The sequence below is a fragment of the Brevundimonas sp. AVps23W genome, assembly GCF_058681395.1.
The window spans coordinates 1,954,828-1,980,019 of record NZ_CM178738.1 but is presented as its reverse complement, the minus strand read 5'-3'; the positions used below and the strand labels follow the sequence as shown (position 1 = coordinate 1,980,019).

General features: G+C 67.7%; 23 protein-coding genes. 11 read left to right on the top strand and 12 right to left on the bottom strand.

The window, feature by feature from the left end:
- On the top strand, positions 1 to 402 hold the full coding sequence (locus tag ACW177_RS09620) for an EF-hand domain-containing protein (protein WP_492025504.1): 402 nt from the start codon (positions 1 to 3) through the stop codon (positions 400 to 402).
- Here ACW177_RS09620 and ACW177_RS09615 read toward each other — a convergent pair whose 3' ends face one another.
- The 8 genes from ACW177_RS09615 to metC all read right to left on the bottom strand — a co-directional run bounded on the left by ACW177_RS09615 (position 403) and on the right by metC (position 10,777).
- Positions 403 to 1,329: a 2-hydroxyacid dehydrogenase gene (locus ACW177_RS09615; RefSeq protein WP_492025503.1), complete on the bottom strand. Its 927-nt coding sequence runs from the start codon at positions 1,327 to 1,329 to the stop codon at positions 403 to 405.
- On the bottom strand, positions 1,326 to 1,658 hold the full coding sequence (locus tag ACW177_RS09610) for a DUF5615 family PIN-like protein (RefSeq protein ID WP_492025502.1): 333 nt from the start codon (positions 1,656 to 1,658) through the stop codon (positions 1,326 to 1,328). The genes ACW177_RS09615 and ACW177_RS09610 overlap by 4 nt, the downstream gene beginning before the upstream one ends.
- Entirely contained in the window at positions 1,655 to 1,885 is a 231-nt protein-coding gene (locus ACW177_RS09605; protein WP_492025501.1) for a DUF433 domain-containing protein, read from the bottom strand. Before ACW177_RS09605 ends, ACW177_RS09610 begins: the two co-directional genes overlap by 4 nt.
- A gap of 24 nt (positions 1,886 to 1,909) precedes the next feature.
- Positions 1,910 to 3,577, bottom strand: a complete 1,668-nt coding sequence (ettA, locus tag ACW177_RS09600) for an energy-dependent translational throttle protein EttA (RefSeq protein WP_492025500.1) — start codon at positions 3,575 to 3,577, stop codon at positions 1,910 to 1,912.
- Between the two features lie 951 nt (positions 3,578 to 4,528).
- Positions 4,529 to 5,941 carry an FAD-binding oxidoreductase gene (locus ACW177_RS09595; protein ID WP_492025499.1) on the bottom strand — a complete coding sequence of 471 codons (1,413 nt, stop codon included), beginning with the start codon at positions 5,939 to 5,941 and terminating at the stop codon, positions 4,529 to 4,531.
- 213 nt (positions 5,942 to 6,154) lie between these two features.
- Positions 6,155 to 8,251 carry a DNA topoisomerase IV subunit B gene (locus ACW177_RS09590; RefSeq protein ID WP_492025498.1) on the bottom strand — a complete coding sequence of 699 codons (2,097 nt, stop codon included), beginning with the start codon at positions 8,249 to 8,251 and terminating at the stop codon, positions 6,155 to 6,157.
- Positions 8,226 to 9,575, bottom strand: coding sequence for an O-antigen ligase family protein (locus ACW177_RS09585; protein WP_492025497.1), 1,350 nt, complete (start codon positions 9,573 to 9,575; stop codon positions 8,226 to 8,228). The genes ACW177_RS09590 and ACW177_RS09585 overlap by 26 nt, the downstream gene beginning before the upstream one ends.
- 23 nt (positions 9,576 to 9,598) lie before the next feature.
- Positions 9,599 to 10,777, bottom strand: a complete 1,179-nt coding sequence (gene metC / locus ACW177_RS09580; RefSeq protein WP_492025496.1) for a cystathionine beta-lyase — start codon at positions 10,775 to 10,777, stop codon at positions 9,599 to 9,601.
- An 81-nt stretch (positions 10,778 to 10,858) separates the two neighbouring features.
- Here metC and ACW177_RS09575 point away from each other — a divergent pair, with 81 nt between their 5' ends.
- Positions 10,859 to 11,953, top strand: coding sequence for an amino acid ABC transporter substrate-binding protein (locus tag ACW177_RS09575; protein ID WP_492025495.1), 1,095 nt, complete (start codon positions 10,859 to 10,861; stop codon positions 11,951 to 11,953).
- A gap of 33 nt (positions 11,954 to 11,986) precedes the next feature.
- Complete coding sequence (locus ACW177_RS09570) at positions 11,987 to 13,315, top strand: dicarboxylate/amino acid:cation symporter (protein ID WP_492025494.1); 1,329 nt, start codon at positions 11,987 to 11,989, stop codon at positions 13,313 to 13,315.
- A gap of 6 nt (positions 13,316 to 13,321) precedes the next feature.
- Here ACW177_RS09570 and sseA read toward each other — a convergent pair whose 3' ends face one another.
- From sseA to ACW177_RS09555, 3 genes are read right to left on the bottom strand one after another with little or no spacing between them, the layout of a single operon-like run.
- Entirely contained in the window at positions 13,322 to 14,161 is an 840-nt protein-coding gene (gene sseA, locus ACW177_RS09565; protein ID WP_492025493.1) for a 3-mercaptopyruvate sulfurtransferase, read from the bottom strand.
- 15 nt (positions 14,162 to 14,176) lie between these two features.
- Positions 14,177 to 15,397 carry a class I SAM-dependent methyltransferase gene (locus ACW177_RS09560; RefSeq protein ID WP_492025492.1) on the bottom strand — a complete coding sequence of 407 codons (1,221 nt, stop codon included), beginning with the start codon at positions 15,395 to 15,397 and terminating at the stop codon, positions 14,177 to 14,179.
- 22 nt (positions 15,398 to 15,419) lie between these two features.
- Positions 15,420 to 16,877 carry a cryptochrome/photolyase family protein gene (locus ACW177_RS09555; protein ID WP_492025491.1) on the bottom strand — a complete coding sequence of 486 codons (1,458 nt, stop codon included), beginning with the start codon at positions 16,875 to 16,877 and terminating at the stop codon, positions 15,420 to 15,422.
- Between the two features lie 97 nt (positions 16,878 to 16,974).
- Between ACW177_RS09555 and kdsA the strand changes: the two genes are divergently transcribed.
- The 7 genes from kdsA to ACW177_RS09520 all read left to right on the top strand — a co-directional run bounded on the left by kdsA (position 16,975) and on the right by ACW177_RS09520 (position 24,406).
- Entirely contained in the window at positions 16,975 to 17,853 is an 879-nt protein-coding gene (kdsA, locus tag ACW177_RS09550) for a 3-deoxy-8-phosphooctulonate synthase (protein WP_492025490.1), read from the top strand.
- An 18-nt stretch (positions 17,854 to 17,871) separates the two neighbouring features.
- On the top strand, positions 17,872 to 19,326 hold the full coding sequence (rfaE2, locus tag ACW177_RS09545) for a D-glycero-beta-D-manno-heptose 1-phosphate adenylyltransferase (protein WP_492025489.1): 1,455 nt from the start codon (positions 17,872 to 17,874) through the stop codon (positions 19,324 to 19,326).
- 8 nt (positions 19,327 to 19,334) lie between these two features.
- On the top strand, positions 19,335 to 20,324 hold the full coding sequence (gene rfaD / locus ACW177_RS09540) for an ADP-glyceromanno-heptose 6-epimerase (RefSeq protein WP_492025488.1): 990 nt from the start codon (positions 19,335 to 19,337) through the stop codon (positions 20,322 to 20,324).
- Entirely contained in the window at positions 20,321 to 21,418 is a 1,098-nt protein-coding gene (locus ACW177_RS09535; RefSeq protein WP_492025487.1) for a DUF3089 domain-containing protein, read from the top strand. The genes rfaD and ACW177_RS09535 overlap by 4 nt, the downstream gene beginning before the upstream one ends.
- Positions 21,419 to 21,495: 77 nt before the next feature.
- Complete coding sequence (locus tag ACW177_RS09530; RefSeq protein ID WP_492025486.1) at positions 21,496 to 22,476, top strand: SPFH domain-containing protein; 981 nt, start codon at positions 21,496 to 21,498, stop codon at positions 22,474 to 22,476.
- Positions 22,477 to 22,491: 15 nt separating this feature from the next.
- The gene (locus tag ACW177_RS09525; RefSeq protein ID WP_492025485.1) at positions 22,492 to 22,950 is read left to right on the top strand and encodes an NfeD family protein; all 459 of its coding nucleotides are present in this window, start codon (positions 22,492 to 22,494) and stop codon (positions 22,948 to 22,950) included.
- Between the two features lie 46 nt (positions 22,951 to 22,996).
- Positions 22,997 to 24,406, top strand: a complete 1,410-nt coding sequence (locus ACW177_RS09520) for an MFS transporter (protein WP_492025484.1) — start codon at positions 22,997 to 22,999, stop codon at positions 24,404 to 24,406.
- Here the strand turns inward: ACW177_RS09520 and rnhA are convergent.
- Positions 24,403 to 24,855 carry a ribonuclease HI gene (rnhA, locus tag ACW177_RS09515; protein WP_492025483.1) on the bottom strand — a complete coding sequence of 151 codons (453 nt, stop codon included), beginning with the start codon at positions 24,853 to 24,855 and terminating at the stop codon, positions 24,403 to 24,405. The genes ACW177_RS09520 and rnhA overlap by 4 nt on opposite strands.
- A 109-nt stretch (positions 24,856 to 24,964) precedes the next feature.
- On the opposite strand from rnhA, the gene ACW177_RS09510 reads away from it, so the two are divergent.
- Entirely contained in the window at positions 24,965 to 25,183 is a 219-nt protein-coding gene (locus ACW177_RS09510) for a twin-arginine translocase TatA/TatE family subunit (protein ID WP_346495245.1), read from the top strand.
- The last annotated feature ends 9 nt before the right edge of the window (positions 25,184 to 25,192 follow it).

Here is a 25,192-nt window from a genome sequence, read left to right as displayed (position 1 = left end):
ATGCGCAGTCTTCTCATCTCCACCCTCGCCCTCGTCGCCGCCGGTCCGGCCCTGGCGCAGAGCGATTTCCCCGAGCCGCCGATGGGCGGGCAGATGTCCGGTCCGCCGCTGATGGGCGGGATGCGTCCGCCTGAGCGCGAGACCCTGGCCGACATGAAGGCCCGGATGATGATGATGTTCGATCACATCGACGCCAATAAGGACGGCGTCATCGACGCTCCCGAGCTGTCGGCTTCGCCCGGCGGCCGGATGCTCTCTCGCGCCGATGGCGACGGAAACGGCCGTATCACCAAGACCGAGATGGAAGCCGGCGCCGAAGTCATGTTCAAGGTCATGGACAAGAATGGCGACGGCGTCGTCACGGCCGATGAACGCCCGCAGCCGCCTCGGCGCCCCGGTTGATCACGCGACCGGCGTCTTCAGCGGCTGGCCCGCGAAATGCGCCTGAAGATTCTGCATCAGCAGCATCAGCATGCCCTGCACCCCGGCGGTCGTTGCGCCGGCGGTGTGGGGCGTCACGACGAGGTTCGGCACGTGGGCCCAGCGTGAAGGGTCGGTCGGCTCCTCTATGAAGACGTCCAGGGCCGCCTGGCCCAGGGCGCCGGATTTCAGCGCGGCGATCAGGGCGTCCTCGTCGATCACCTGGCCGCGCGAGACATTGACCAGCAGGCCGTCGGGGCCCAGCGCTTCGAGCACCACGCGCGAGATCAGGCCGCGATTGGTTTCGTCGGCCCGACAGGCGATGACGAGGATGTCGCTGGCCTTGGCCAGGGCCAGCAGGCTGTCGGCGCGGGGCCATTCGGCGTCGTGGGGGCGGGGTCCCCACCAGGCGACCTCCATGCGGAAGGCCTCGGCGCGGTCGGCGACCGCCTTGCCGATGGCGCCCAGGCCGACGACGCCCAGTTTCTGGCCGCCGATGGAGGCGGTGATGGTGCGGGTCTCTGCGGTCCAGCCGCCCGACCGGACCTGACGGTCCCCCGCGACGATCTGGCGACGCGCAGCCAGGATCAGGCCCAGGGCGTGATCGGCCACGTCTTCATGATTGACGCCTGGCGCATGGGTGACGCGCAGGCCGCGTTCACGGCACCAGTCGACGTCGATCCCGTCGTAGCCGGAGGTGAAACAGGCGATCAGGTCGAGGGCGGGGAGTTGTTCGATCAGCGCCTTGTCCAGCGGCGCCTCGCCCGTGACGATCAGGGCGCGGATATCATGGGCGGCCTCGATCGGCGGGCCTTCCCAGAAGCGATAGACGTCATAGGCGCTCTCAAGGAGGGGAGAGAGTGGGGCGAGATGCCGTTGCATGATCAGGACGGCGGGGCGTTGGGTCATGGTCGGACCTCGATCAGATGGAGGCCGTCAAGGAGGCCTTGTTCGATCCTGGCCCATCGAGGTTGAAGCCAGTCGATCAGAACATGCCGGGTCGCGTTGCCGAGACGGAGCCAGACGATCTGAGGCCCGAGCCGACGGTCCGCCGCCCAGATGGCGAAGTCGCGATCCTTGGTGATGATGACGCACGATTCAGCTCGCGCCAAATCCCAGATGTCCTGGTCACGCGCATTGACGGTCAGAAGCGTAAAAACATGGTCGGCCTCGTGCCCTTTCGCTCTCAGCCATTCGGTAAGAGCGATGGGGAGTTGGGCGTCCACGATGAATTTCACGCGGCGATCACGCCGGTGTCGCCGATGCTTGCGGCCGCATAGGCAAGGCTAGCCCGGATGTCGTCAGCCTCCAGGTATGGGAAGTCCGCGAGGATTTCCTCCGGGCTCGCGCCGCCCGCCAGCATGTCCAGGATGTCCTGCACCCGGATTCGCATGCCGCGAATGCACGGACGGCCCCCGCACTGGCTGGGATCGATAGTGATGCGGAACAGAAGATCGTCGCTCATGTCCCGCATCCTATCACAGATCAATCAGCGCCCGAACTTCTGGTGCTGGATGCGTTTGGGGATGATGCTGTCGGCGCCCAGGCGGCGCATCTTGTCCTGTTCGTAGGCTTCGAAGTTTCCTTCGAACCATTCCACATGGCCGTCGCCTTCGAAGGCGAGGATGTGGGTGGCCAGACGGTCGAGGAACCAGCGGTCGTGGGATATGACCACGGCGCAGCCGGCGAACTCTTCCAGGGCCTCTTCGAGGTTCTGCAGGGTTTCGATGTCCAGGTCGTTGGTCGGTTCGTCGAGCAGGATCAGATTGCCGCCCGAGGCCAGGGTCTTGGCCAGGTGGACGCGATTTCGTTCACCGCCGGACAGCTGCCCCACCTTCTTCTGCTGGTCGCCGCCCTTGAAGTTGAAGCTGCCGACATAGGCGCGGGTGTTGATCTCGCGCTTGCCGACCATCATCACATCGGTGCCGCCCGAGATGGCCTGCCAGATGGTCTCGTCGGGCTTCAGGTCGTCACGCGACTGATCGACATAGGCCAGTTTGACCGTCTCGCCGACCTTGATCGTGCCGCCGTCTGGGGTTTCCTGACCGGTGATCAGCTTGAACATGGTCGATTTGCCGGCGCCGTTGGGGCCGATGACGCCGACGATGCCGTTGGGCGGAAGCTTGAAGGTCAGATTGTCGAACAGGGTCTTGTCGCCATAGGTCTTGGCCAGGCCTTCGACTTCCAGCACGACATTGCCCAGGCGCGGGCCGGGCGGGATCTGGATGTGGGCGTGGGTCTGGGCGCCGCGCATCGATTCCTGTTCCTCGACCATCCGCTCGTAGGCGGCCAGACGAGCCTTGGACTTGGCCTGACGGGCCTTGGCGCCCGAACGGACCCATTCCAGTTCGCGGGTGAGGGCGCGCTGGCGGGCTTCGGATTCCGACTGTTCCTGGATGACGCGCTTGGTCTTGGCTTCCAGCCACGAGGAATAGTTGCCCTCGTGCGGATGGCCCTTGCCGCGGTCCAGCTCCAGCGTCCACTTGGTGACGAGGTCCAGGAAGTAGCGGTCGTGGGTCACCAGGATGACGCAGCCGGGGAAGTTTTCCAGGTGGTGCTGGAGCCAGGCGACGGATTCGGCGTCCAGGTGGTTGGTCGGTTCGTCGAGCAGCAGCATGTCGGGCTTGGACAGCAGCAGACGGGCCAGGGCCACGCGGCGCTTCTCACCGCCGGACAGGTTGGTGACTTCCCAGTCGTCGGGCGGGCAGCGCAGGGCGCCCATGGCCATTTCGATACGGCTGTCGATGTCCCAGACGTCGCCGGCGTCGATCTTCTCCTGGAGAGAGGTCATCTCCTCCATCAGCTCGTCGGTGTAGTTCTCGCCCAGTTCGGCGGCGACGGCGTTGAAGCGGTTGACCCACTGTTTCTCTTCGCACCAGGCCTCGACGTTCTCGCGAACGTTCAGGGCGGGGTCCAGCTGGGGCTCCTGCTCCAGATAGCCGCGCTTGATGCCGTCGGCGGCGCGGGCCTCGCCCGAGAACTCGTTGTCCAGGCCGGCCATGATCTTCAGCAGGGTGGATTTACCCGAGCCGTTGACCCCGACGACGCCGATCTTGGCGTCGTTATAGAAGCTGAGCCAGATGTTCTCGAAGATCTTGCGGCCGCCGGGGAAGGTCTTGGTCAGACCCTGCATCTGGAAAATATATTGCTGCGCCATGAGGTGCGGTTTCGCCCTTCGGGTTTCGTCGGATTGGGAGGTTTGGGCGGATGTAGCGATCCTGAGGCGAGAGAGCAAATGAGGCGAAGACATGCGCAAGCGCCTTCGCCGTTTTCGCGGCGAAGTTTGGGGAGGGCGTGGGACGCCGGGTCTGCACCCGGGGTTTGGAGTTTTAAGTACCGTTTCGGCGCAGTCGTCGTCCCACGCGGTCGTTTTCCACACGCACTCCGGCTGGCGGCCCTCCTTTTAGAGCCTTGCCGGATCGGCGGGCCGCCTTGCGACGGCTTCGCCGGGGCGGACATGCCGACGAAGGTCGACAGCGGTCCGCTTTCCTAGGCGTGCGGCGAGCAGGAGACGGCATCCATCGCCGCCCCTAAGGACCCCGGCGGTCTCCTCCCCACCGGCTTCATCGCTCGACCACAGCCCCGCCGCCGTCAGGGCGCTGGATCCGACGCCCTCCCCATCGGCGGGGATGAGAGGATTATGCGGGAGGTTTGAGGGGTGATTAGAAGCGGGGGGTGAGATTCTGTTAGGGCGTTGAAAAGGTTGGGGTGGAGGCAGCGTCATTGTGCGCGCTGGCCGCTCTTTTCTTCCGTCATTCCGGGCGAAGGGCCGCTTGGCCCGCAGACCCGGAACCCAGCGGCGCCGAAGGCGATGGCGCCGCCGCGCGATGTTGAAGATCAGAGTCCGCGACAGGTTCGCGCTCTCGCGCGCCGCTGGGTTCCGGGTCTCCGCTGCGCTGCGCCCGGAATGACGAAAGAGGGAGAAAGGCGTCACCTCTCCGCGCGCGAAGGCGCGGGGGGAGGACAGGTCGCGCTTGCGACCAGGCGGGGGCGACTCTGGCGGTGGGGGTGACCGGGCCAGCGTCTGACACCGAGTCGCCCCCTCCTGGCGTTCGCTGACGCTCCCGCCTGTCCTCCCCGTCGGCCTTCGCCGACGGGGAGGTGGAAGTTAGAATAGGACTGCGGGGTTCATGATCCGCTTGGGGTCGATGGCGCGGCGGAGGGCGGCCATGGTTTCGATTTCGAGGGGGGATTTGTAGCGTTTGACCTCTTCGGTCTTTAGCCGGCCCAGGCCGTGTTCGGCGGAGATGGAGCCGTCATAGGTTCGGACGACGTCGTGAACCACTTGCGAGCCTTCCTTCCAGCGGCCGATGAAGGCGGGGATGTCCTGACCCACGCCCGGCAGGATGTCGTAGTGCAGATTGCCGTCGCCGACGTGGCCGAAGACCGAGATGCGGGCGCCGGGGTGGAAGCGTTCGACGGCGGCCGAGGCTTCGTCGATGAATTCGGCGATGCGGCTGATGGGGACGGAGACGTCGTGTTTCCAGCCGCCGCCCTCGGGCTTGAGGGCCGCAGAATGTTCTTCGCGCAGACGCCAGAAGGCGGCGCGCTGGGCGTCGTTCTGGGCGATGGCGGCGTCGGTAATCAGGCCTTGTTCGAAGGCGACCTCCAGCAGGGCCTCCATCTGGGCCTCGGCGCCGCCCGGAGTGCCCGAGGCGATCTCGATCAGGACGTACCAGTCGGGCGTCGAGTCCAGCGGTTCGCGGGTGTCGGGGATGTTCTTGAGCACCAGTTCCATGCCCAGACGCTTCATCAGCTCGAAGGCCTCGACCCCGCCGCCGGTCTCGGCCTTGGCGCGGGCGAGCAGCTCGACCGAAGCGGCGGCGGTCTCCAGACCGACGACGGCGACGGCGCGCGAGCGCATGATGGGGAAGAGTTTCAGGGTGGCGGCGGTGACGACGCCCAGGGTGCCCTCGGCGCCGATCAGCAGCTGTTTCAGGTCGTAGCCGGTGTTGTCCTTGCGTAGGCGCTTCAGGCCCCGGAAGATCTCGCCATTGGGCATGACGGCCTCAAGGCCCAGCACCAGGTCGCGCATCATGCCGTAGCGGAGCACCTGGGTGCCGCCGGCGTTGGTGGAGATGACGCCGCCGACGGTGGCCGAACCCTCAGCCGCGAGGCTGAGCGGGAAATAGCGGCCGGCGGCCGTCGCCGCCTGTTGTGCCTCCAGCAGGGTCAGGCCGGCCTCGACCGTCATGGCGTCGTCCAGGGGGGTGACGTCGCGGACGGCGCGCATCTTGCGGGTGGACAGCAGGACCTCACCAAAGGGGATCTGGCCGCCGACCAGGCCGGTGCCGCCGCCCTGGGGCGTGATGGCGACGCCTTCGCGGGCGCAAAGGGTCACGGCCCTGGCCGTTTCCTCGGTCGAGCGCGGGGTCAGCAGGATCGGCGTGTCGCCGGTCCAACGGTTGCGCCATTCGGTCAGGTGGGGGGCGACGACCTCGGGATCCTGGGTCCAGCCGCCCGGACCGAGGGCGGCCTTCAGTTCGTCGAGAAAAGCTGGGGAGGGGGCGGGCGTGCTCATGGCCCCCCTTTTGTCAGGGGGCGCGGGACGTGGGAAGGCGTTTTCGGGCGGGAAGGGCCTGTCGCGGCCCGCCAATTCATCGTCATTCTCGCCCTTGTGGCGAGAATTCATACTCACGGTTTATGGGGGTGCGTCCCTTCGAAGACCGAGAGTATGGATCCTAGGCACAAGGCCTAGGATGACGGGCTTAGGGTTGGAAGGCTCGCGAACGCCTCAGACGTCCAGGTCTTCCTTCACGAACTGGGCGTTTTCCTGGATGAACTGGAAGCGGGCGTCGGCGCGCTTGCCCATCAGGCGTTCGACCAGGTCTTCGACGCTGGTCTCGGCGTCGGGGACGGTGATCCGGGCCAGGGTGCGCTTCTTGGGGTCCATGGTGGTCTCCTTCAGCTGGGAGGCCATCATTTCGCCCAGGCCCTTGAACCGGCCGATCTCGGTCTTCTTGCCCTTGAAGACAGTGGCCAGCAGCTCGTCGCGGTGGGCGTCGTCGCGGGCGTATTCGCTCAAGGGGCCGGCGGAGATCCGATAGAGCGGCGGCAGGGCCATGAAGACCCGGCCCTGGCGAATCGTCTCGGGCATGACCCGGTAGAAGAAGGTGATCAGCAGGGCCGCGATATGGGCGCCGTCCACGTCGGCGTCGGTCATGATGACGATCCGCTCGTAGCGCAGGTCGTCGATATTGAACCGGTTGCCGGGCTGGACGCCCAGGGCCAGGGCGAGGTCGGACAGTTCGATATTCTGGCGCAGCTTGTCGGCGGTGGCTGACGCGACGTTCAGGATCTTGCCGCGCAGGGGCAGGATGGCCTGGGTGGTGCGGTCGCGCGCCTGTTTAGCCGAGCCGCCGGCCGAATCGCCTTCGACGATGAACAGTTCGGTGCCCTGGGCCGACTGGCGGCTGCAGTCCGACAGCTTGCCCGGCAGGCGCAGCTTGCGGGTGGCGGCGGCGCGCTGGACCTCCTTGTCCTTGCGGCGGCGCAGACGGTCCTCGGCGCGATCGACGACGAAGCCGAGCAGGGCGTTGGCCTGTTTGGGGCTTTCGGTCAGCCAGTGGTCCAGCGGGTCGCGCAGCAGCTGTTCGACCAGGCGGGCGCCCTCGGGCGAGGACAGGCGGTCCTTGGTCTGGCCCTGAAATTCGGGATTGCGGATGAAGACGCTGATCAGGGCGCCGGCGTTGGCGGTGACGTCCTCGGCCGTGATGATGGCGGCGCGCTTTTCGTTGGTCAGTTCGCCGTAGGATTTCAGACCCTTGACCAGGGCGGCGCGGAAGCCGGCCTCATGGGTGCCGCCGTCGGGGGTGGAGACGGTGTTGCAATAGGACTGGATGAAGCCGTCGGCCTCGCCGAAGCCGATGGGCGACCAGGTGACGGCCCATTCGAAGGCGCCCGCCTCGCCCTGACGCTCGGCGCGGCCGGCGAAGGTGGGGGTGACGGTCTCCAGCTCGCCGATCCGGTCGGCCAGGGCGTCGGCCAGACCGCCGGGGAAGTGGAGCAGGGCCTGGGCCGGAGTCGTGTCGGTGATCCGCTCGGGCGCGCAGGTCCATCTGATTTCCACTCCCCGGAACAGATAGGCCTTGGAGCGGGCCATGCGGAACAGGCGGGCGGGCTTGAAGGCCGCGCCCATGCCGAAGATCTCGTCGTCGGGCTTGAAGCGGATCAGGGTGCCGCGCTTCTTGGACGGCTGGACCTGCTGAATCGGGCCCAGGACATTGCCGCGCGAGAAGGACTGTTTCCACTCGAAGCCGTCGCGCCAGACGGTGACGTCCAGGTGCTCGGACAGGGCGTTGACGACCGAGACGCCGACGCCGTGCAGGCCGCCCGAGGTCTCATAGGCCTTGCCCGAGAATTTGCCGCCCGAGTGGAGGACGGTCATCACCACCTCCAGCGCCGACTTGCCCGGGTGTTTGGGGTGGGGATCGACGGGGATGCCGCGGCCGTCGTCGCGGACGGCCAGATAGCCGTCGGCGTCCAACTCGACCGTGATCAGCTTGGCGTGGCGGGCCACGGCCTCGTCCATCGCATTGTCGAGGACTTCGGCGAACAGGTGGTGCAGGGCGCGTTCGTCGGTGCCGCCGATATACATGCCGGGGCGTTTGCGGACGGGCTCGAGCCCTTCCAGCACCTCGATGGAGGAGGCGGAATAGGCGTTCTGGGCGCCGGCGGTCGGCGCAGGCGTTGCGGCTACGGGCGTCGGGCCAGGCGCTGTGGCGGGCGCAGGGGCGGGCGCGGCCTGGGGCGGGGTCGCCGCGACAGGTTTGGGAGCCTCGGGCTTGGGAGCGTCGGGCGTGTCGTCAAAAGCGAAGAGGTCTGCGGCCATTCACATAGTCTGAGGCGATTCGGAGCCGGTTCTGGTAGGCGCGTGTCGCCGGTCGAGCAAGCGGCGGTCGCACCGGAACCGGATCGAAGGTCACGGCGCGGGCCAGAATCGCCAGCATCAGCACCCAGGGCAGGTTGGCGTGGGTCAGCAGGACGCTCTCGGACAGGCTGAGGACAAAGAAGCCCGCCATATAGCCGAGGCTCCAGAACCCCTCGCGGGCGCCCATGCCGTTCAGGCGGATGAGAATCAGGATCGCCGCCGTCAGCATCAGGGCGCCGACCGCCACCGCGCCGGGCCAGCCCAGCTGAACCAGCAGGTCGATCCAGCCGTTGTGGGCGCTGGGGACGGGCCACTGGGTCTCAAGCCGGATCTCGCGCGCCGGGATGGAGTCCTTGCCCCAGAAGGCGCTGAAGCCGTAGCCGGTCCAGGGGCGGTCGGCGACCTTGCGCATCAGGGCCTCCCAGATCAGGGTCCGGCCGGTCAGGGAGGGGTCCTTGCCCAGGGCTTCGAGAATGGCGGCGGAATTGGTGTTCCAGACCCAGGCGGCGGCGGCGGCGGTGACCACCCCAAGCCAGACGGCCGCGACGGTGACGGCCGCGCCGCCCTGTTTCAGCGTCCACCAGCCGCCGACCATGCCGACGCCCAGCATCCAGCACAGCAGCGAGGTCTTGGACTGGGTGGCCACGACCAGGAGGGTGGTCAGGGCGAAGGTCACGACGGCGACCCAGGGCTTGCGGCCGTTCTGGGCCAGATGATCGGCGGCCAGGCAGGCGGCGGCGGAGACCGCGCCTACGACCATGACCAGGCCCATCTGGTTCTTCTCGTACCAGAGGCCGCGCCACAGGCCGGCGTTGTCGAACTGATGAACCCCGATGCGGGGAAAGGCGAAGACCATGATCAGGCTGCCGACCGCCATGACCAGACAGGTGTGCATCAGGACACGCGGCAGAGCGGCGCCCCGGAAGACGGCGCCCAGATAGACGGCGAAGGCGCTGTTGATCGCCAGGGCGATGACGCGCCGGTCTGTGACGCCGGGATCGATGGACCAGTATTGAGAGACATAGGCCAGGCCGACCAGGCCGCCGACCATCAGCCAGGCCGGCCAGGCGCGGACGACCTTTTCGAAACGGTACAGGATCAGGCCCAGGGTGATGGCGTAGACCGGCAACCAGAGCAGGCGAAGGACGGGGTTTTCGCCCTGGTCGGGGGCGATGACGGGGGCGAACAGGGCGCCGGTCAGCATGAAGACGACAAAGCCCGCCGCCCCCTGTTCCCAGGCGGGCGGGGCGTCCGAATCATCGATCTGGACGAGCGAGGCGTGCACGGGGCGACTGTCGCCCCGGCCGCTTAAGGAAGGGTGAGCGCCGCGCGGAAGGCGGCAAAGCCCTGTTCCAGGTCGGCGATCAGGTCCGCGGGGTCTTCAAGGCCGATGTGGAAGCGGATCAGTTCACCCTCCAGCACCGGGGGCTGGACACGATAGGCCATCTGGTGGGTTTCGTGGGTGGTCAGGCTTTCGAACCCGCCCCAGGAATAGCCGATGCCGAACAGGGTGAGGGCGTCGAGGAGGGCGCGGGCGGCGGCCTCGCTCCCGCCGTTCAGCACCACGCCCATCAGGGAGGCGGCGCCGGTGAAATCCCGCTTCCACAGGTCATGGCCGACCGAGCCGGGCAGGGGCGGATAGAGGACGCGCGACACCTCAGGCCGGGACTGCAGCCATTCGGCGACCATCAGGCCCGAACGTCCCTGTTCGGCATAGCGCAGCGGCAGGGTGCGCAGGCCCCGCAGGGCCAGCCAGGCGTCGTCGGGTGAGACGTGCCAGCCCAGATCCTCGATCGTGTCGGCGACGGCGCGCAGGCAGGCGGGGGCGCTGGCGGCGATCCCGCCCATCAGGACGTCGGAGTGGCCCGAGACATATTTGGTCAGGGCCTGAACGCTGAGATCGACGCCGTGGGCCAGGGGCTTGAAGGCCAGGCCCGCGCCCCAGGTGTTGTCGAGCATCGTCAGGACGCCGCGTTCGCGACAGGCCGACGCCACGGCGGCCACGTCGATCATCTCGAAGGTGAGCGAGGCGGGCGATTCCATCAGGACCATGCGGGTGCGCTCGCCGAGGGCGGCGATCAGGCCGGCTGCATCCGTATCGGCGGGCAGGAAGCGGGTCGTGACGCCGCGCGCGGCCTGGTAGCGGGCCAGGAAGCGGCGGGACGGTCCATAGACGGCGTCGGTGGCGATCACCTCGTCGCCCGGCCGGGTCAAGGCCAGCAGGGGCACGGTTACGGCGGCGAGGCCGGAGGGGAAGATGAAACAGTCGCTCGCGCCTTCCAGATCGGCCAGGGCGGCGCGCAGCTGACGCGCGGCTGAGCCGCCGTCCAGACCGTAGGTAGGGCCGTCGGCGTCGTCCCGAATGGCCTCGGCCCGGTCGCTGAGCATGGTCGAGGCGCGTTCGATGGGCGGATTGACCGGGCGGCGGCCCTGCCCCCGGCGGGTGGCGGACGAGATCAGGCGGGTGCGGTCCGAATGCGGCGACATGGCCTCTCCGATGGGTTGCGGATCAGGGCCTAAAGGCCTCTAAAGTCAGCGGGGCGCAAGCGGCGAGGGATGTGAAACGCGATGCGGATCTTGACAATCGGAGCCTTGGCGGCGGCGCTGCTGCTGACGGCGGCGTGCGGACGCCGGGATGCGGGTCCGGCCCCCGAGGCCGAGACGCCGGTTCCGGTCGCGACCACGGCGACGGAACGCCCCGACAGTCCGACCCTGGCCGCCGTGAAGCGACGCGGCCGCCTGAACTGCGGCGTGCATCAGGGGCTGGTCGGCTTCGCCTATACGGACAATCGCGGGCAGTGGCGGGGGTTTGACGCCGACTTCTGCCGCGCCATGGCGGCCGCGATTTTCGGCGACGCGAACGCGGTGCGGTTCGTGCCCCTGTCGGCGTCGGACCGGTTTGCGGCCCTGAACGAGGGGCGGGTGGATGTGCTGTGGCGCAACTCGTCCTGGACGATGAGCCGGGATGCGGGCGAGGGCTTCGTCTTCGCCGGGATCAACTATTACGACGGCCAGGGCTTTCTGGTGCGGCGATCGCTGAGCCTGGCCAGCGCCACGGAGCTGAACGGCGCCCGGATCTGCGTCCAGGCCGGATCGACGGCCCAGGCCAACGCCGACGACTTCTTCCGCTCGCGCGGCATCGCCTATCGCCCCGTCGTCCTGCCGACCGAGGAGGCGGCGCGCGACGCCTATGGCCGTGAAGACTGCGACGCCTTCAGCGCCGACATTTCGGCCCTGGCGGCAGCCCGCACCGTTCTGGCCGATTCGCAGGCGCACACGATATTGTCAGACGTCATCTCGAAAGAGCCGCTGGGGCCGGTCGTCAAGGCCGGGGACGAACGCTGGGTCTCGGTGGTTCGCTGGACCCTGAACGCCGTCATTCTGGCCGAAGAACTGGGCGTGACCCGCGAGAACGCCGAGGCCCTGTCCGAAAGCGCCAACGACCCGCGCATCAAACGTTTGCTGGGCGCCGAGGGCGAGTATGGCGCCATGCTGGGACTGTCGGACGACTGGGCCAAGGACGCCATCCTGGCGGTCGGCAACTATGGTCAGATTTTCGACCGGAACCTGGGCTCGCAATCGCCGCTCGACCTGGCCCGCGGTTTGAACGCACAGTGGAACGCGCGGCCGGGCGGCTTGATCTATGGTCTGCCGATCCGATAAGCGGCGCAGCTTGTGTCTTTTCCTGGGGGATAGATGACCGAGACCAAACGCGGGGGCATCGCCCTTCACTGGCTGATGCTGATCGGCTTCGCCGTCGGCCTGGGCGGAGGGCTGTGGGTCAACCTGACCCTGGGCGCAGACACGGCCTGGGTGATCTGGGTCACCGACAATATCACCGGACCGGCGGGGCAGATCTTCCTGCGCCTGCTGTTCATGATGGTCATCCCGCTGCTGTTCTCGGCCCTGGTGATCGGCGTCGCCGAGATGGGCGACCTGAATTCGCTGGGCCGGGCGGGGATCAAGACCCTGCTGCTGACCATACTGGTGTCCGGCATCGCGGTGGTGATCGGCCTGGCCATGGTCAATCTGTTGCAGCCCGGCCGGGGCGTCGATCCCGCCATGGCGCAGCAACTGCTGGAACAGGGACGCGACGGCGCCGCCGGCATCGTCGAAAAGGCGCCGGAGAGCATCCAACTGGGCGACTTCTTCCTTGACCTGGTGCCGTCCAACGCCGTGACGGCGGCGGCGGAGAACCAGATCCTGCCGTTGATGGTCTTTGCGCTGTTCTTCGGCATCGGCCTGGTCATGGCCAAGAGCCCCGCGACTGATCGCCTGCAAGAGGTGATCGAGGGGATCTTCGAAGTGACGATGAAGCTGATCAACCTGTTCATCAAACTGGCGCCCTTCGCCATCGCCTGCCTGATGTTCAACCTGGCGGCCCTGTTCGGCTGGGATCTGCTGGTGCGTCTGGCGGCCTTCGTCGGCGTGGCCGTCGGAGCCATGGCGATCCATATGTTCGTGGTCTATCCGCTGGTCATCTGGCTGTTGGGCGGTCGTTCGCCGATCACCTTCTTCAGGGCCGTGCGCGAGCCCATGGTGGTGGCCTTCTCCACCGCCTCGTCCAACGCCTCGCTGCCGGTGTCGCTGAAGGCGGCGGAGCAGAACCTGAAACTGCCCAAGAAGATCGCCCGTTTCGTGCTGACGGTCGGCGCCACCGCCAACCAGAACGGCACGGCCCTGTTCGAGGGGGTGACGGTGCTGTTCCTGGCCCAGTTCTTCAACATCGAGCTGAGCCTGACCCAGCAGGTCATCGTCATGCTGGTCTGTATCCTGGGCGGGATCGGCACGGCCGGGGTGCCGGCGGGGTCGCTGCCGGTGGTGGCCATGATCCTGGTCATGGTGAAGGTGCCGCCGGAAGGGATCGGCCTGATCTTGGGCGTCGACCGCTTCCTGGACATGTGCCGCACGACGCTGAACGTCACCGGCGACCTGGTGCTGGCCACCGTCGTGTCACGCGGCGAGAAGGACGATGAAGTTGAGCCGGTCGTGGAAGACACGACGACGCCGCCGATCCTGGCTTGATCTAGGTCAGGCTTCGCTGACGACGGGGGTGTCAGTCCGAGACCCCCATTCGGCCCATGAACCGTCGTAGAGGCGGGACGGCACGTCGAGCGTGGCCAAGGCCAGGGTGAGGATGGCGGCGGTGACGCCCGAGCCGCAGCTGGTGATGATCGGCTGGTCGAAGGTCACCCCGGCGTCGCTGAACCGGGCGCGCAGGGTCTCGGGCGCCAGAAGTCGGCCGTCTTCGCCGATCACGGAGGGGAAGGGCAGGTTCAGCGCCCCAGGCATATGGCCGGCGCGCAGGCCGGCGCGGGGTTCCGCCGCCTGGCCCGCGAATCGGGCTGCTGCCCGAGCGTCCAGAATCTGCGCCTCGCCGGTCAGGGCCGCCAGGACGGTCGGCAGGTCGGCGACGGCGTCGCTGCGCCGCGATGCGGTGAACGACGCCGGGGTCGGGGTCTGCGCCGGACCCGAGACCAGAGGCCGCCCTTCGGCGCGCCAGAGCGGCAGCCCCCCGTCCAGCACCCGAACATTGGTCGCGCCCATCAGCTGGAAGGTCCACCAGACGCGCGGGGCGGAGCGCAGGCCGACCGTGTCATAGATGACGATGGTGTCGGTCGCGGCGATGCCGAGCGCCCCGACGGCCTCGGCGAAGGCCTCGGCGGTCGGCAGCATGTGCGGAAGGTCCGAACTGTGGTCCGAGACCGCCTCGAGGTCGAAGAAGACCGCGCCGGGCAGCCGGGCCTGGTCGAAGTCCGCCTTGGCGTCCCGGCCATCGAGATGCCACGACCCATCGACGATCCGCAGTGTCGGATCCTCCATCAGTGCGGCGAGGGAGTCTGTGGAGATCAGGGGGGAGGACTGGGTCATGCCCCCAGCCTAATGTCAGGCGCGGTCCAGCACCAGTTGCACCACGTCTGTCCGACGCGACCGGAAGCCCGCTTCACAATAGGCCAGATAGAAGCGCCACAGACGGCGGAACCGCTCGTCGAAGCCGGCGATGCGGCGGATGTCGCCCCAGGCCGCCTGGAACCGGTCGTCCCAGAGTTTCAGCGTCTCGGCATAGTCCAGGCCGAACCGTTCGATAGGGCCCCAGTTCAGGCCGGCGGCGGCGACGACGGGCTTCAGCCGCTCCTCCGACGGCAGCATCCCGCCGGGGAAGACGTATTTCTGAATGAAGTCGGTGCGGGCGTTATATTCCTCGAACAGGGGCTCCTGGATGGTGATGATCTGAAGCCCTGCGCGGCCGCCGGGGTTCAGGACGTCGTGGATCTTCTCGAAATAGGTCGGCCAGTATTCCATGCCGACGGCCTCGAACATCTCGATGGAGGCGACGCGGTCGAACCGGCCCTGGACGTCGCGATAGTCCATCAGCTCGATCGACGCGCGCTCGGAAAGGCCGGCGTTGAACAGACGCTGGCGGGCGAAGTCGTGCTGTTCTCTGGAAATGGTCAGGCCGGTGACTTGAGCGCCGATCTCGCGGGCGGCGAACTCGGCGAAACCGCCCCAGCCGCAGCCGATCTCCAGCACCGACATGCCCGGCTTCAGGTCCATCATCCGGGCCAGGGCGGCGTATTTGGCCTTCTGGGCGGCGTCCAGCGGCGCATCCACCCGCTCGAACCGGGCCGACGAATAGGTCATCGAGGGGTCGAGCCAGGTCTGGTAGAAGGCGTTGCCCAGGTCGTAATGGGCGTGGATGTTCTTCTTCGACCCGGTCCTGCTGTTGCGGTTGCGGCGGTGAGCCAGCCAGTTGACCGCCATCATCAGCCAGTTGCCGTCGAACAGGCGGCGGATGTGGTCGTAGTTCTCGACCAGGGTCTCCAGCAGGGCGGCCAGATGCGGGCTGTCCCATTCGCCGGCCATATAGGCCTCGGCGAAACCGATATCCCCGGCGGCCAGGACACGGCGGGCGAAGCCGTAGTCCTTGATGTCGAGCACGCCGCTGGGGCCCGGGCGTTCGCCGTCCAGCACATGGGTCTCGCCATTGGGCAGGTGGACGGTCAGGCGACCGAAGGTCCAGTTCGAGGCCAGCAGACGCAGCAGCATGGCGAACATGCGCGGCGTGCGGGCGGCGGCGGCCTCGATATCGATTGTGGCGACACTCATGCGGGAACCTCTTCGTGCGTCGTCAGTCATGGCCGGCCTGGGCGTCTCGGCCGCTGACGGCCTTCAGGGCGTCGAGGGCGCGGGCGCGGGCTTGGGCATGATCCAAGATGGGGTGGGGATAGTCTTTGCCAAGCTGCACGCCGGCGTCGCGCAGCACCTCGGGCGGGGCGGTCCAGGGCGACTGGAGCCAGCGGTCGGGCAGGCGACGCAGCTCGGGAACCCAGCGGCGGACATAGCCGCCTTCGGCGTCGAACTTCTCGCCCTGAGTGATGGGGTTGAAGATGCGGAAATAGGGGGCGGCGTCGGCGCCGGAACCGGCGACCCACTGCCAGTTCTGCACATTGCTGGCCAGGTCGGCGTCGACCAGGGTGTCCCAGAACCAGGCCTCGCCCTCGCGCCAGTCGATCAGCAGATGTTTGACCAGGAAGGAGGCCACGACCATCCGCACCCGGTTGTGCATCCAGCCGGTCGTCCACAGTTGACGCATCCCCGCGTCAATCAGCGGATACCCGGTGCGGCCGCGTTTCCACGCCTCCAGCCCTTCGGGATCGTCGCGCCAGGGCATGGATTCGTATTCCGGGCGGAAGGCCCGGTCGGTGAGGGTCGGGAAATGGTGGAGCAGGTGGGCCGAGAAGTCGCGCCAGCCCAGTTCGGACACGAACTTGTCCGCCTCGCCCGGCGAGACCGCGCCGGCGTCGCGGGCCTGCTGGGCCGCGCGCCACGGACTGATCTCGCCCCAGTGCAGATGGGGGGACAGGCGGCTGGTGGTGGGAAGAGCGGGATGGTCGCGGCCCTGGGCATAGGTCTTGAGGCCCTGTGTGAGGAAGTCGGACAGGGCGGCCTCGGCGCCGGCCTCGCCCGGCGTCCAGTCGAAGCCCTGGGACCAGTCGGGCCGGGTCGGGTGGAGACCCCAGTCGTTGGTCGACTCGGTCTGGACGGCTTCTGGCGTGTCGATACGGCGGGGGGCGGGCGTGTGCGGCGGCGGCTCGGCGGCGGCCAGCAGGGCCTTCATGAAAGGGGTGAAGACCTTGTAGGGCGCGTCCGATCCATTCAGCACGGCGCCCGGCCGCGCCAGCAGCGACCCGTTGAAGCCCCGACAATCGACACCGGCCGATTTCAGCTCATGGGCGATCTCGGCGTCGCGGGCGAAGGCGGCGGGTTCGAACAGCCGGTTCATAAACAGGGCGTCGGCCCCGGATTCCTGAACGAGACTCTGAAGCTGGGTCAGCGAATCGCCGCGGCGCAGGATCAGCCGCGAGCCGCGTTCCTGAAGCGAGGCGTCCAGGGCGCGCAGGGACTTGTCCAGCCACCACAGCGAGGCGGCGCCGGCCGGACGATCCGGATCGCGGTCCAGAATGAAGACCGGCAGGATCGGGCGGCCGGTCGCGGCGGCGTGATACAGGGCGGGATTGTCGTTCAGGCGCAGGTCGCGGCGAAACCAAAGGACGACAGGCTTGGTGGCCACGCAGGCGAACTCCATGATAACTTGCGCTCATAGAAAACAAGCGCCACCTGATGGCCTCATAGCTGCGGCAAACGCCGCTCCCATAACGCCCGAACTTCGAAAGAGCCGCCTCGTGAGCCGACCCAACGCTGTCATTACGTTGTCCGAAGGTCTTCGGACGCCTGTCGTCATCGGCGGCGGCGCACGAATCGCCTTCATCGCCGGTCCCTGCCAGATGGAGAGCCGTCAGCACGCGCTGGAAACGGCCCATGCGCTGAAGGAAATCGGCGAGCGGCTGAATGTCGGCATCATCTACAAGACCAGTTTCGACAAGGCGAACCGCACCAGCGCCAGCGCCGCGCGCGGCATCGGCCTGAAGGACGCCATGCCGATCTTCGCCGAGATCCGCGAGGTCACCGGCCTGCCGACCCTGACCGACGTCCACTCCGAGGCCCAGTGCGGACCGGTGGGCGAGGTGGTCGATGTGCTGCAGATCCCGGCCTTCCTGAGCCGCCAGACCGACCTGCTGCTGGCCGCCGCCGCGACCGGCAAGGCGATCAACATCAAGAAGGGCCAGTTCCTGGCGCCCTGGGACATGAAGAATGTCGTGGCCAAGGTGGTCGGGGCCGGCAATCCGAACGTCATGGCCTGCGAGCGGGGCGCCAGCTTCGGCTACAATACCCTGGTCAGCGACATGCGCGCCCTGCCGGTGCTGCGCGACATCGGCTGCCCGGTCGTGTTCGACGCGACCCACAGCGTGCAGCAGCCGGGCGGGCAGGGCACGTCTTCGGGCGGCCAGCGCGAGTTCGTGCCGGTTCTGGCCCGCGCCGCCGTCTCGGTCGGCGTGGACGCGGTCTTCATGGAGACCCACCAGGATCCCGACAACGCCCCGTCGGACGGCCCCAACATGGTGCCGCTGGATCAGTTCGAGGCCCTGGCCGCACAGCTGATCGCCTTCGACGACCTGGCCATCAAGATCGGGGCCAAGGCGCCGGTGGCGCAGGCCGCCTGAATACTCTAGGTCGGGCGCATGTCTGACACCCTTGATCTGGGCGCCCTGCAAAAGCTGCTGGAGCGCGTGCGCGACCTGAAGACGGCCTGCGTCGGCGACCTGATGCTGGACCGCTACGTCTATGGCGAGGTCAACCGCATCTCGCCCGAGGCGCCGATCCCGGTGCTGCGCACCCGCCGCACGACCGCCATGCCCGGCGGCGTGGGCAATGTGGCGCGCAATGTCGCGGCCCTGGGCGGGGTGGCGCATCTGGGCGCCGTGACGGGCGAGGATGCGGCCGGCGCGGAACTGCGCGACCTGATCGCCGCCGAGGAGCGGATCGTCGATTTCATCGACAGGCCGGCCGGCGCGGCGACCATCGTCAAGACGCGGTTCGTGGCGGCGGGCCAGCAGCTGTTGCGGCTCGACGAGGAGGCGGCGGCTTCACCCCTGGCCGAAACCGACGCGTTTTCAGGCGTCTCCGCCATTCTGCTGTCGGACTACGCCAAGGGGGTGGTCGGCGACGCCCTGATCGCATTCGCCCTGAAGGCCGCCCGCGAGACGCAAGCGCCCATCATCGTCGATCCCAAGGGGCGCGACTTCGCCCGTTATGGCGCGGTCGATGTGATCAAGCCCAACGCATCGGAACTGGCGGGAGCCACGGGCTTGCCGGTCGAGACGGACGCCGAGGTCGAGGCGGCGCTGGCGGCCCTGCTGGCGGGGACGACGGCCAAGGCCATCATCGTCACCCGCGCCGGCAAGGGCATGAGCCTGGCGCGGCGCGAGGGGCCGGTGCGGCATTTCCCCGGCCGGGCCCGCGAAGTGTTTGATGTGTCCGGCGCCGGGGACACGGTGCTGGCATCGCTGGGTCTGGCCCTGGGCGCCGGAGCCTCGCTGGAGACGGCGGTGCAGTTCGCCATCCTGGCCTCGGGCGTGGTGGTCGGAAAGGCCGGGACGGCCGTGGTGACGCCCGCAGACCTGATCGAGGCCGAGCTGAGCCAGCACGCCGTCGCGGCCCAAGCCAAGGTGACGCCGCTGGACGAGCTGGCGGCCGAGGTCGAGGCCTGGCGGCGGCAGGGGCTGAAGGTCGGCTTCACCAACGGCTGTTTCGATATTCTGCATCGTGGCCACGTGGCTTATCTGGCCCAGGCGCGCTCATGGTGCGACCGTCTGGTGGTGGCGCTGAACACCGACGCCTCGGTAAAGCGGCTGAAGGGCGAGGGGCGGCCGGTCAATGATCTGGACAGTCGCGCCGTGGTGATCGGCGGCCTGACCAGCGTGGATCGGGTCACTTCGTTTGACGACCCGACGCCCATCGCCCTGATCGAACGGCTGCGGCCGGACGTGCTGATCAAGGGGGCGGACTATACGCGCGAGGGCGTGGTCGGCGGCGACCTGGTGGAGAGCTGGGGCGGCGTGGTTCGTCTGGCGGAATTCAAGGATGGGTATTCGACGACCCGGACGATCGAGAAGATGACGGGAAGCGCGCAATGACGCCCAGAATGATTGTTGTGACGGGCGGAGCCGGCTTCATCGGCTCCAATATCGTGGCGCGGCTGACGGCCGAGACGGCCTATGATGTGGTGGTCTGCGACCGGCTGGAGACGGCCGACCTGGCCAAGTGGAAGAACCTGGCCAAACATTCCATCGCCGATTTCTGGGCGCCGGAAGAACTGTTCGAACAACTGGAGCGCCATGCGGACCGGATCGAGGCCGTGGTGCATATGGGCGCCATCTCCTCCACGACCGAGCCGGACGCGGACCTGATCCTGCGCACCAACTTCACCCTGTCGCGCGATCTGTGGGACTGGTGCGCGATCCGGGACGCGCGGATGATCTACGCCTCGTCGGCGGCGACCTATGGCGACGGCGAGACGGGATTCAATGACGACGATGATGCGGAGTCGCTGTCGAAGTTGAGGCCGCTAAACGCCTATGGCTATTCGAAAATGCTGTTCGACCAGTATGCGGTGCGCCAGTCGGATCGCGGCCAGGCGCCGCGCCAGTGGGCGGGGCTGAAGTTCTTCAACGTCTATGGGCCGAACGAGGGGCACAAGGGCGGGATGAAGTCCGTCGTGGCCCAGATCTGGCCCAAGGTGGCGGCGGGCGAGACCGTCAGCCTGTTCCGGTCGCACAATCCCAACTATGCCGACGGGGGCCAGCTGCGCGACTTCGTCTATGTGGACGACGTGGTCGACATCATCGAATTCCTGCTGCAATCGCCGGAAGTCTCGGGCGTATTCAACGCGGGATCGGGCCAGGCGCGGTCGTTCGACGATCTGGCCAAGGCGACCTTCGCCGCCGCCGGGAAGGAGCCGTCGATCCAGTATGTCGACATGCCCGAGGCGATCCGCGATCGGTACCAGTATTTCACCGAGGCCCGTATGGACCGCATCCGCGCCGCCGGGTTCGAGGGCCAGTCCACACCGCTGGAAGAGGGCGTACGTCGCTACGTCCAGAACTTCCTGGCCCAGCCCGATCAGTACAGATGAGACGCCTGACGACCCGGCAATGGATCGGCTACATCGGGTTCTTCCTGGTGTTCTTGCTGACCGCTGCGGTCGCGGTGTGGCGGGGCGACATCCTGCGGGCCGGGTTGGATCCCCAGGTGCCGTTCCAGACCTACAAGCCCCCGCCGGCGCCGGACTATGCTGATCCGCACGCCTGGGCCCTGCTGGACGCCCGCGTGCCGGGGGCCGGGGCGGCGAACGTCTTCTTCGTTCATTCGACGACCTTTGACGGGGGGCGCGACTGGAACGGGAGCATCGGCGACCGCAAGGCCGACGCCTATCTGTACCGGGTCGTGCTGCCGAACTACGCTGGGCCGTTCGCGCGGGCCGGGGCGGTCAGCGCGCCGCGCTATCGCCAGGCCAGCCTCTATACCCGCCTGACCCTGCGCGACGACGCGCGCGAGGCGCGGGCCTTCGCCTATGAGGACGTGCTGGCCGCCTTCGACGCCTGGGTGGGGCGCCATCCGACCGGCCCGATCGTTCTGGCCGGGGTGGAGCAGGGCGCCGATCTGCTGGACCGGCTGGTCCGCGAGCGGATCGCGCCGGATGCGGCGGTTCGGGATCGTCTGGTCGCGGCCTATCTGATGGACACGATCATCGCCGCCGAGAACCTGCCCGCCTCCACCCCCGCCTGCGCCGACCGGAAGCATATCCATTGCGTCGTCGCCTGGTCCCAGGTCGGCGACCGGGACGACGGCGCCGCCCACCGCCGGCTGCGCCGCGCGACGGTGTGGGACGAGCGGGGGCAATTGGTCAATCTGGCCGACCGGCCGGCGGTCTGCGTCAATCCCGTTACGGGGGGCGTCGGCGAAGAACGGGTTCCCGCCCGGCTGCACCGCGGCGCGACCAACGCCACCGGGCTGGAATGGGGCGCCCGGCCGGCCTTGATGGCGCGCGAGGTCGAGACCCAGTGCCGCAACGGCCTGTTGCGCCACACCTGGCCCGACCTGGAGTCCTTCCGCGAGACCGGCAACTGGGCGGATAGACGAAAGGCCAGACCTTACAACCTGTTCTACGGTGATCTGGAAGCCGATGTTGCGGAACGGCTGGCGATCTACGCCAAGGCGGTCGGCTGAAATCGGACGAACGGCGTCCGGTTTCGGTGGCGCAACTCGCGCCCCGCGCGTAACCTCCTCGCATACGGAGGATCCCTATGGACGTTCTGACTATCTTCGCCGGCGTGTTGGTGTTCCTGGCGATCGCGCTCTTGTTCAGCGTGATCAAGATCGTGCCGCAAGGCCGTGAATTCACAGTCGAACGTTTCGGCAAATACACCAAGACCCTGAGCCCCGGCATCGGCTTCCTGACCCCGTTCGTGGAACGGGTCGGAAAGCGGATGAACATGATGGAGCAGGTTCTTGATGTGCCGACGCAGGAAGTCATCACCAAGGACAACGCCATGGTCCGGGTGGACGGCATCGTCTTCATCCAGGTGATGGACGCCGCCCGCGCCGCCTACCGTGTCGATGATCTGCCCTACGCCATTTCCCAGCTGTGCATGACCAATCTGCGGACCGTGGTCGGGTCGATGGAACTGGACGAGGTGCTGAGCCAGCGCGACAGCATCAACACCCGGTTGCTGCACGTCATCGACGCGGCGACCGAGCCGTGGGGCGTCAAGGTCAACCGGATCGAGATCAAGGATCTGACGCCGCCGACCGACGTGACCAACGCCATGGCCCGTCAGATGAAGGCCGAGCGCGAGCGCCGGGCCGTGGTCACCGAGGCGGACGGCGAGAAACAGGCCGCCATCACCCGGGCCGAGGGCGCCAAACAGGCGGCCATTCTGGAGTCCGAAGGCCGCAAGGAGGCCGCCTTCCGCGACGCCGAGGCGCGCGAACGCGAAGCCGAGGCTGAGGCCCGCGCCACCGCCATGGTGTCCGAAGCCATCGCCCGCGGCGACGTCAACGCCATCAACTATTTCGTGGCGCAGAAATACGTCGAGGCCTTCGCCGAACTGGCCCGCAGCCCGCAACAGCGAACCGTCATCGTGCCCGCCGAAATGGGCGCCCTGGTCGGCACCATCGCCGGCATCGGCGAGATGGTGAACCTGGCCAAGGGGCAGCAGCAGGACCCGACCCCGGCCAAGCCCGCCGCCGCGCCGCGCCGCCCGTCCGTTCCGCCCACCGCCTGATCTGGAGCGCAAGTCATGAGCCTCGTCGCCGATCTGTACGCCGCCCAGCCGTTCTGGATCTGGCTGGCCGTCGGGGTCTTGCTGCTGGCCGTGGAGGCCATGTTCTCGACCGAATGGCTGTTGTGGCCGGCGGTCGCGGCGGGGCTGGTGGCCGTGATGACGGCGGTCGGGGTGAGGCTGGGCCTGCCGGGCGAGGTGGCGGTCTTCGCCGTCCTGACGGTCATCGCCACCCTGTTGTCGCGACGCCTGGTCCAGAAGGCCAATCCGGACGGCGTAGACATCAACGACCGTGACAGTCGACTGATCGACCAGCGCGCCCGCGTGGTCGAGGCCTTCGTCGGCGGACGAGGCCGAGTCTTCATCTCCGGCGCCGAATGGCCCGCCGTGATCGAGGGCGAGGCGCCGGACGTGGGCCAGGATGTGGTGGTGCGCGGGGTCAGCGGCTCGCTGTTGACCGTGAAACCCGCGATCTGAGCCGGCGGCGTCGGCAACCTTCGCCGTGACACGACGTTCGAAGGCGATGCCCGCTCGTCCGATCCCCGCCGTCGCTCCCTCTCCGGATGGATTGCCGGTTCCGAGGCGGTACTGGGCCATCGTCTCCATCGGGCTAGGGATCACCCTGGCGGTGCTGGACGGGGCCATCGCCAATGTCGCCCTGCCGTCCATCGCCGAGGACTTGAGGGCGTCCGAGGCGGCCTCGATCTGGATCGTCAACGCCTATCAGATCGCCATAGTGGTTGCGCTTCTGCCGCTGGCGTCGCTGGGCGAGATCGTCGGCTATCGACGGGTGTCGCAGGCGGGGCTGGCGGTCTTCACCCTGGCTTCGCTGGCCTGCGCCCTGTCTGATTCGATCCTGACCCTGAGCCTGGCGCGGGTGCTGCAAGGGTTCGGGGCTGCGGGGATCATGAGCGTCAACGGCGCCCTGGTGCGGTTCACCTATCCGCAGCGGCTGCTGGGCCGGGCGGTCGGGATCAATGCGGTGATCGTCTCCATGGCCGCCGCCGCCGGCCCGACCATCGCCAGCGCGGTGTTGAGCCTGGGTGAATGGCGCTGGCTGTTCGCGCTGAACATTCCGCTGGGGGTGCTGGCGGTGTCGATGGCGGGCTTCACCCTGCCGCACAATCCGTTGCAGAAGCGCAAGCTGAATTGGGTCGGCGCGGCGCTGAGCGCGGCGGCCTTTGGGCTCGTCATCACCGGGATGCAGGCCCTGGCCCACGGCGAGGCCTCGATTCTCGGTTTTGGGCTGACCGGTCTGGGCCTCGCGGCCGGGGTGCTGCTGGTGCGGCATGAGAGGCCCAGCAAGACGCCGCTGATCCCGCTCGATCTGCTGGCCCGGCCGATGTTCGCCCTGTCGGTGGCGACCTCGATCATCTCCTTCATCGCCCAGATGATGGCTTTCGTCTCCCTGCCATTCTTCCTGCAAGGTCCGCTGGGGCTGAGCGCCGTGGAGACCGGGCTCTTGATGACGCCCTGGCCGCTGGCGACCATGTTCGCCGCGCCGCTGGCGGGGTGGCTGTCGGATCGGTATTCGGCCGGGATCCTGGGGGCGATAGGTCTGAGCCTGTTCGCCTGCGGGCTGATGGGGCTGAGCTTCCTCGACGGTGATTCGTCAAAGTTCGACATCATCTGGCGGATGGCCCTGTGCGGGGCCGGGTTCGGCTTCTTCCAGTCGCCCAACAACCGCGCCCTGCTGTCGGAGGCTCCGCGCGAGCGAGCCGGGGCGGCAGGCGGCGCCCTGGGCACGGCGCGCGTGCTGGGCCAGTCCCTGGGGGCGGTCGTGGTGGCCTTCCTGCTGTCGGCGGCGCCGACGACCGGCGTGCGTCACGGCTTCGAGCTGGCCGCCGTTGCGGCCCTGTTCGGCGCGGTGATGAGCGGGTCGCGCATCCGACGTCGGACGGTCGAGCCGGAAAAGGAGGTCGAGGCGGTCTAGCGCGCCTTCAGGTCCGCGACGCCGCGATTCGCCAGCTGGTCGGCGCGTTCGTTCAGTTCATGGCCGGCGTGACCCTTGACCCAGCGCCATTTCACGTCGTGCTTCAGCCGGGCGGCGTCCAGGCGTTGCCACAGGTCGGCGTTCTTGACCGGCTTCTTGTCGGCGGTCAGCCAGCCGCGCGCCTTCCAGCCCCGCATCCATTCGGTGATGCCCTGCATGACGTATTTGCTGTCGGTGTGAAGCTCGACCTTGCACGGGCGTTTCAGGGCCTCCAGCGCCATGATGGCGGCCATCAGCTCCATGCGGTTGTTGGTCGTATTGGCCTCGCCGCCCCACAATTCCTTTTCGTGACCGCCGCCGGCCTGGAGCAAAGCGCCCCAGCCGCCGGGGCCGGGATTGCCCTTGCAGGCGCCGTCGGTGTGGATGATGACGTGATCGGAGAGACTCATGGTCGCGCAGACCTACAGCCTCCCTTGGCGTGGGGCCATCACTGCGCCTATATGCGGGTCGAAGAATAGTGGACGGGATCGATCATCGGTCCCTTCAAGGAGATTACCCATGGGCTCCATGAGCATCTGGCATTGGGCCATCGTCATCGTCGTGATCGCCCTGCTGTTCGGCGGTCGCGGCAAGCTGTCCGGCATCATGGGCGACGCCGCCAAGGGCATCCGCGCCTTCAAGGACGGCCTGAAGGATGACGACAAGAAGGACGGCCCGCACGACGGCGTCAGCTCGCTGCCGCGCACCGAGGCGGAAAAGGAAGAGCTGAAGCGCTAGTCGTCGTCT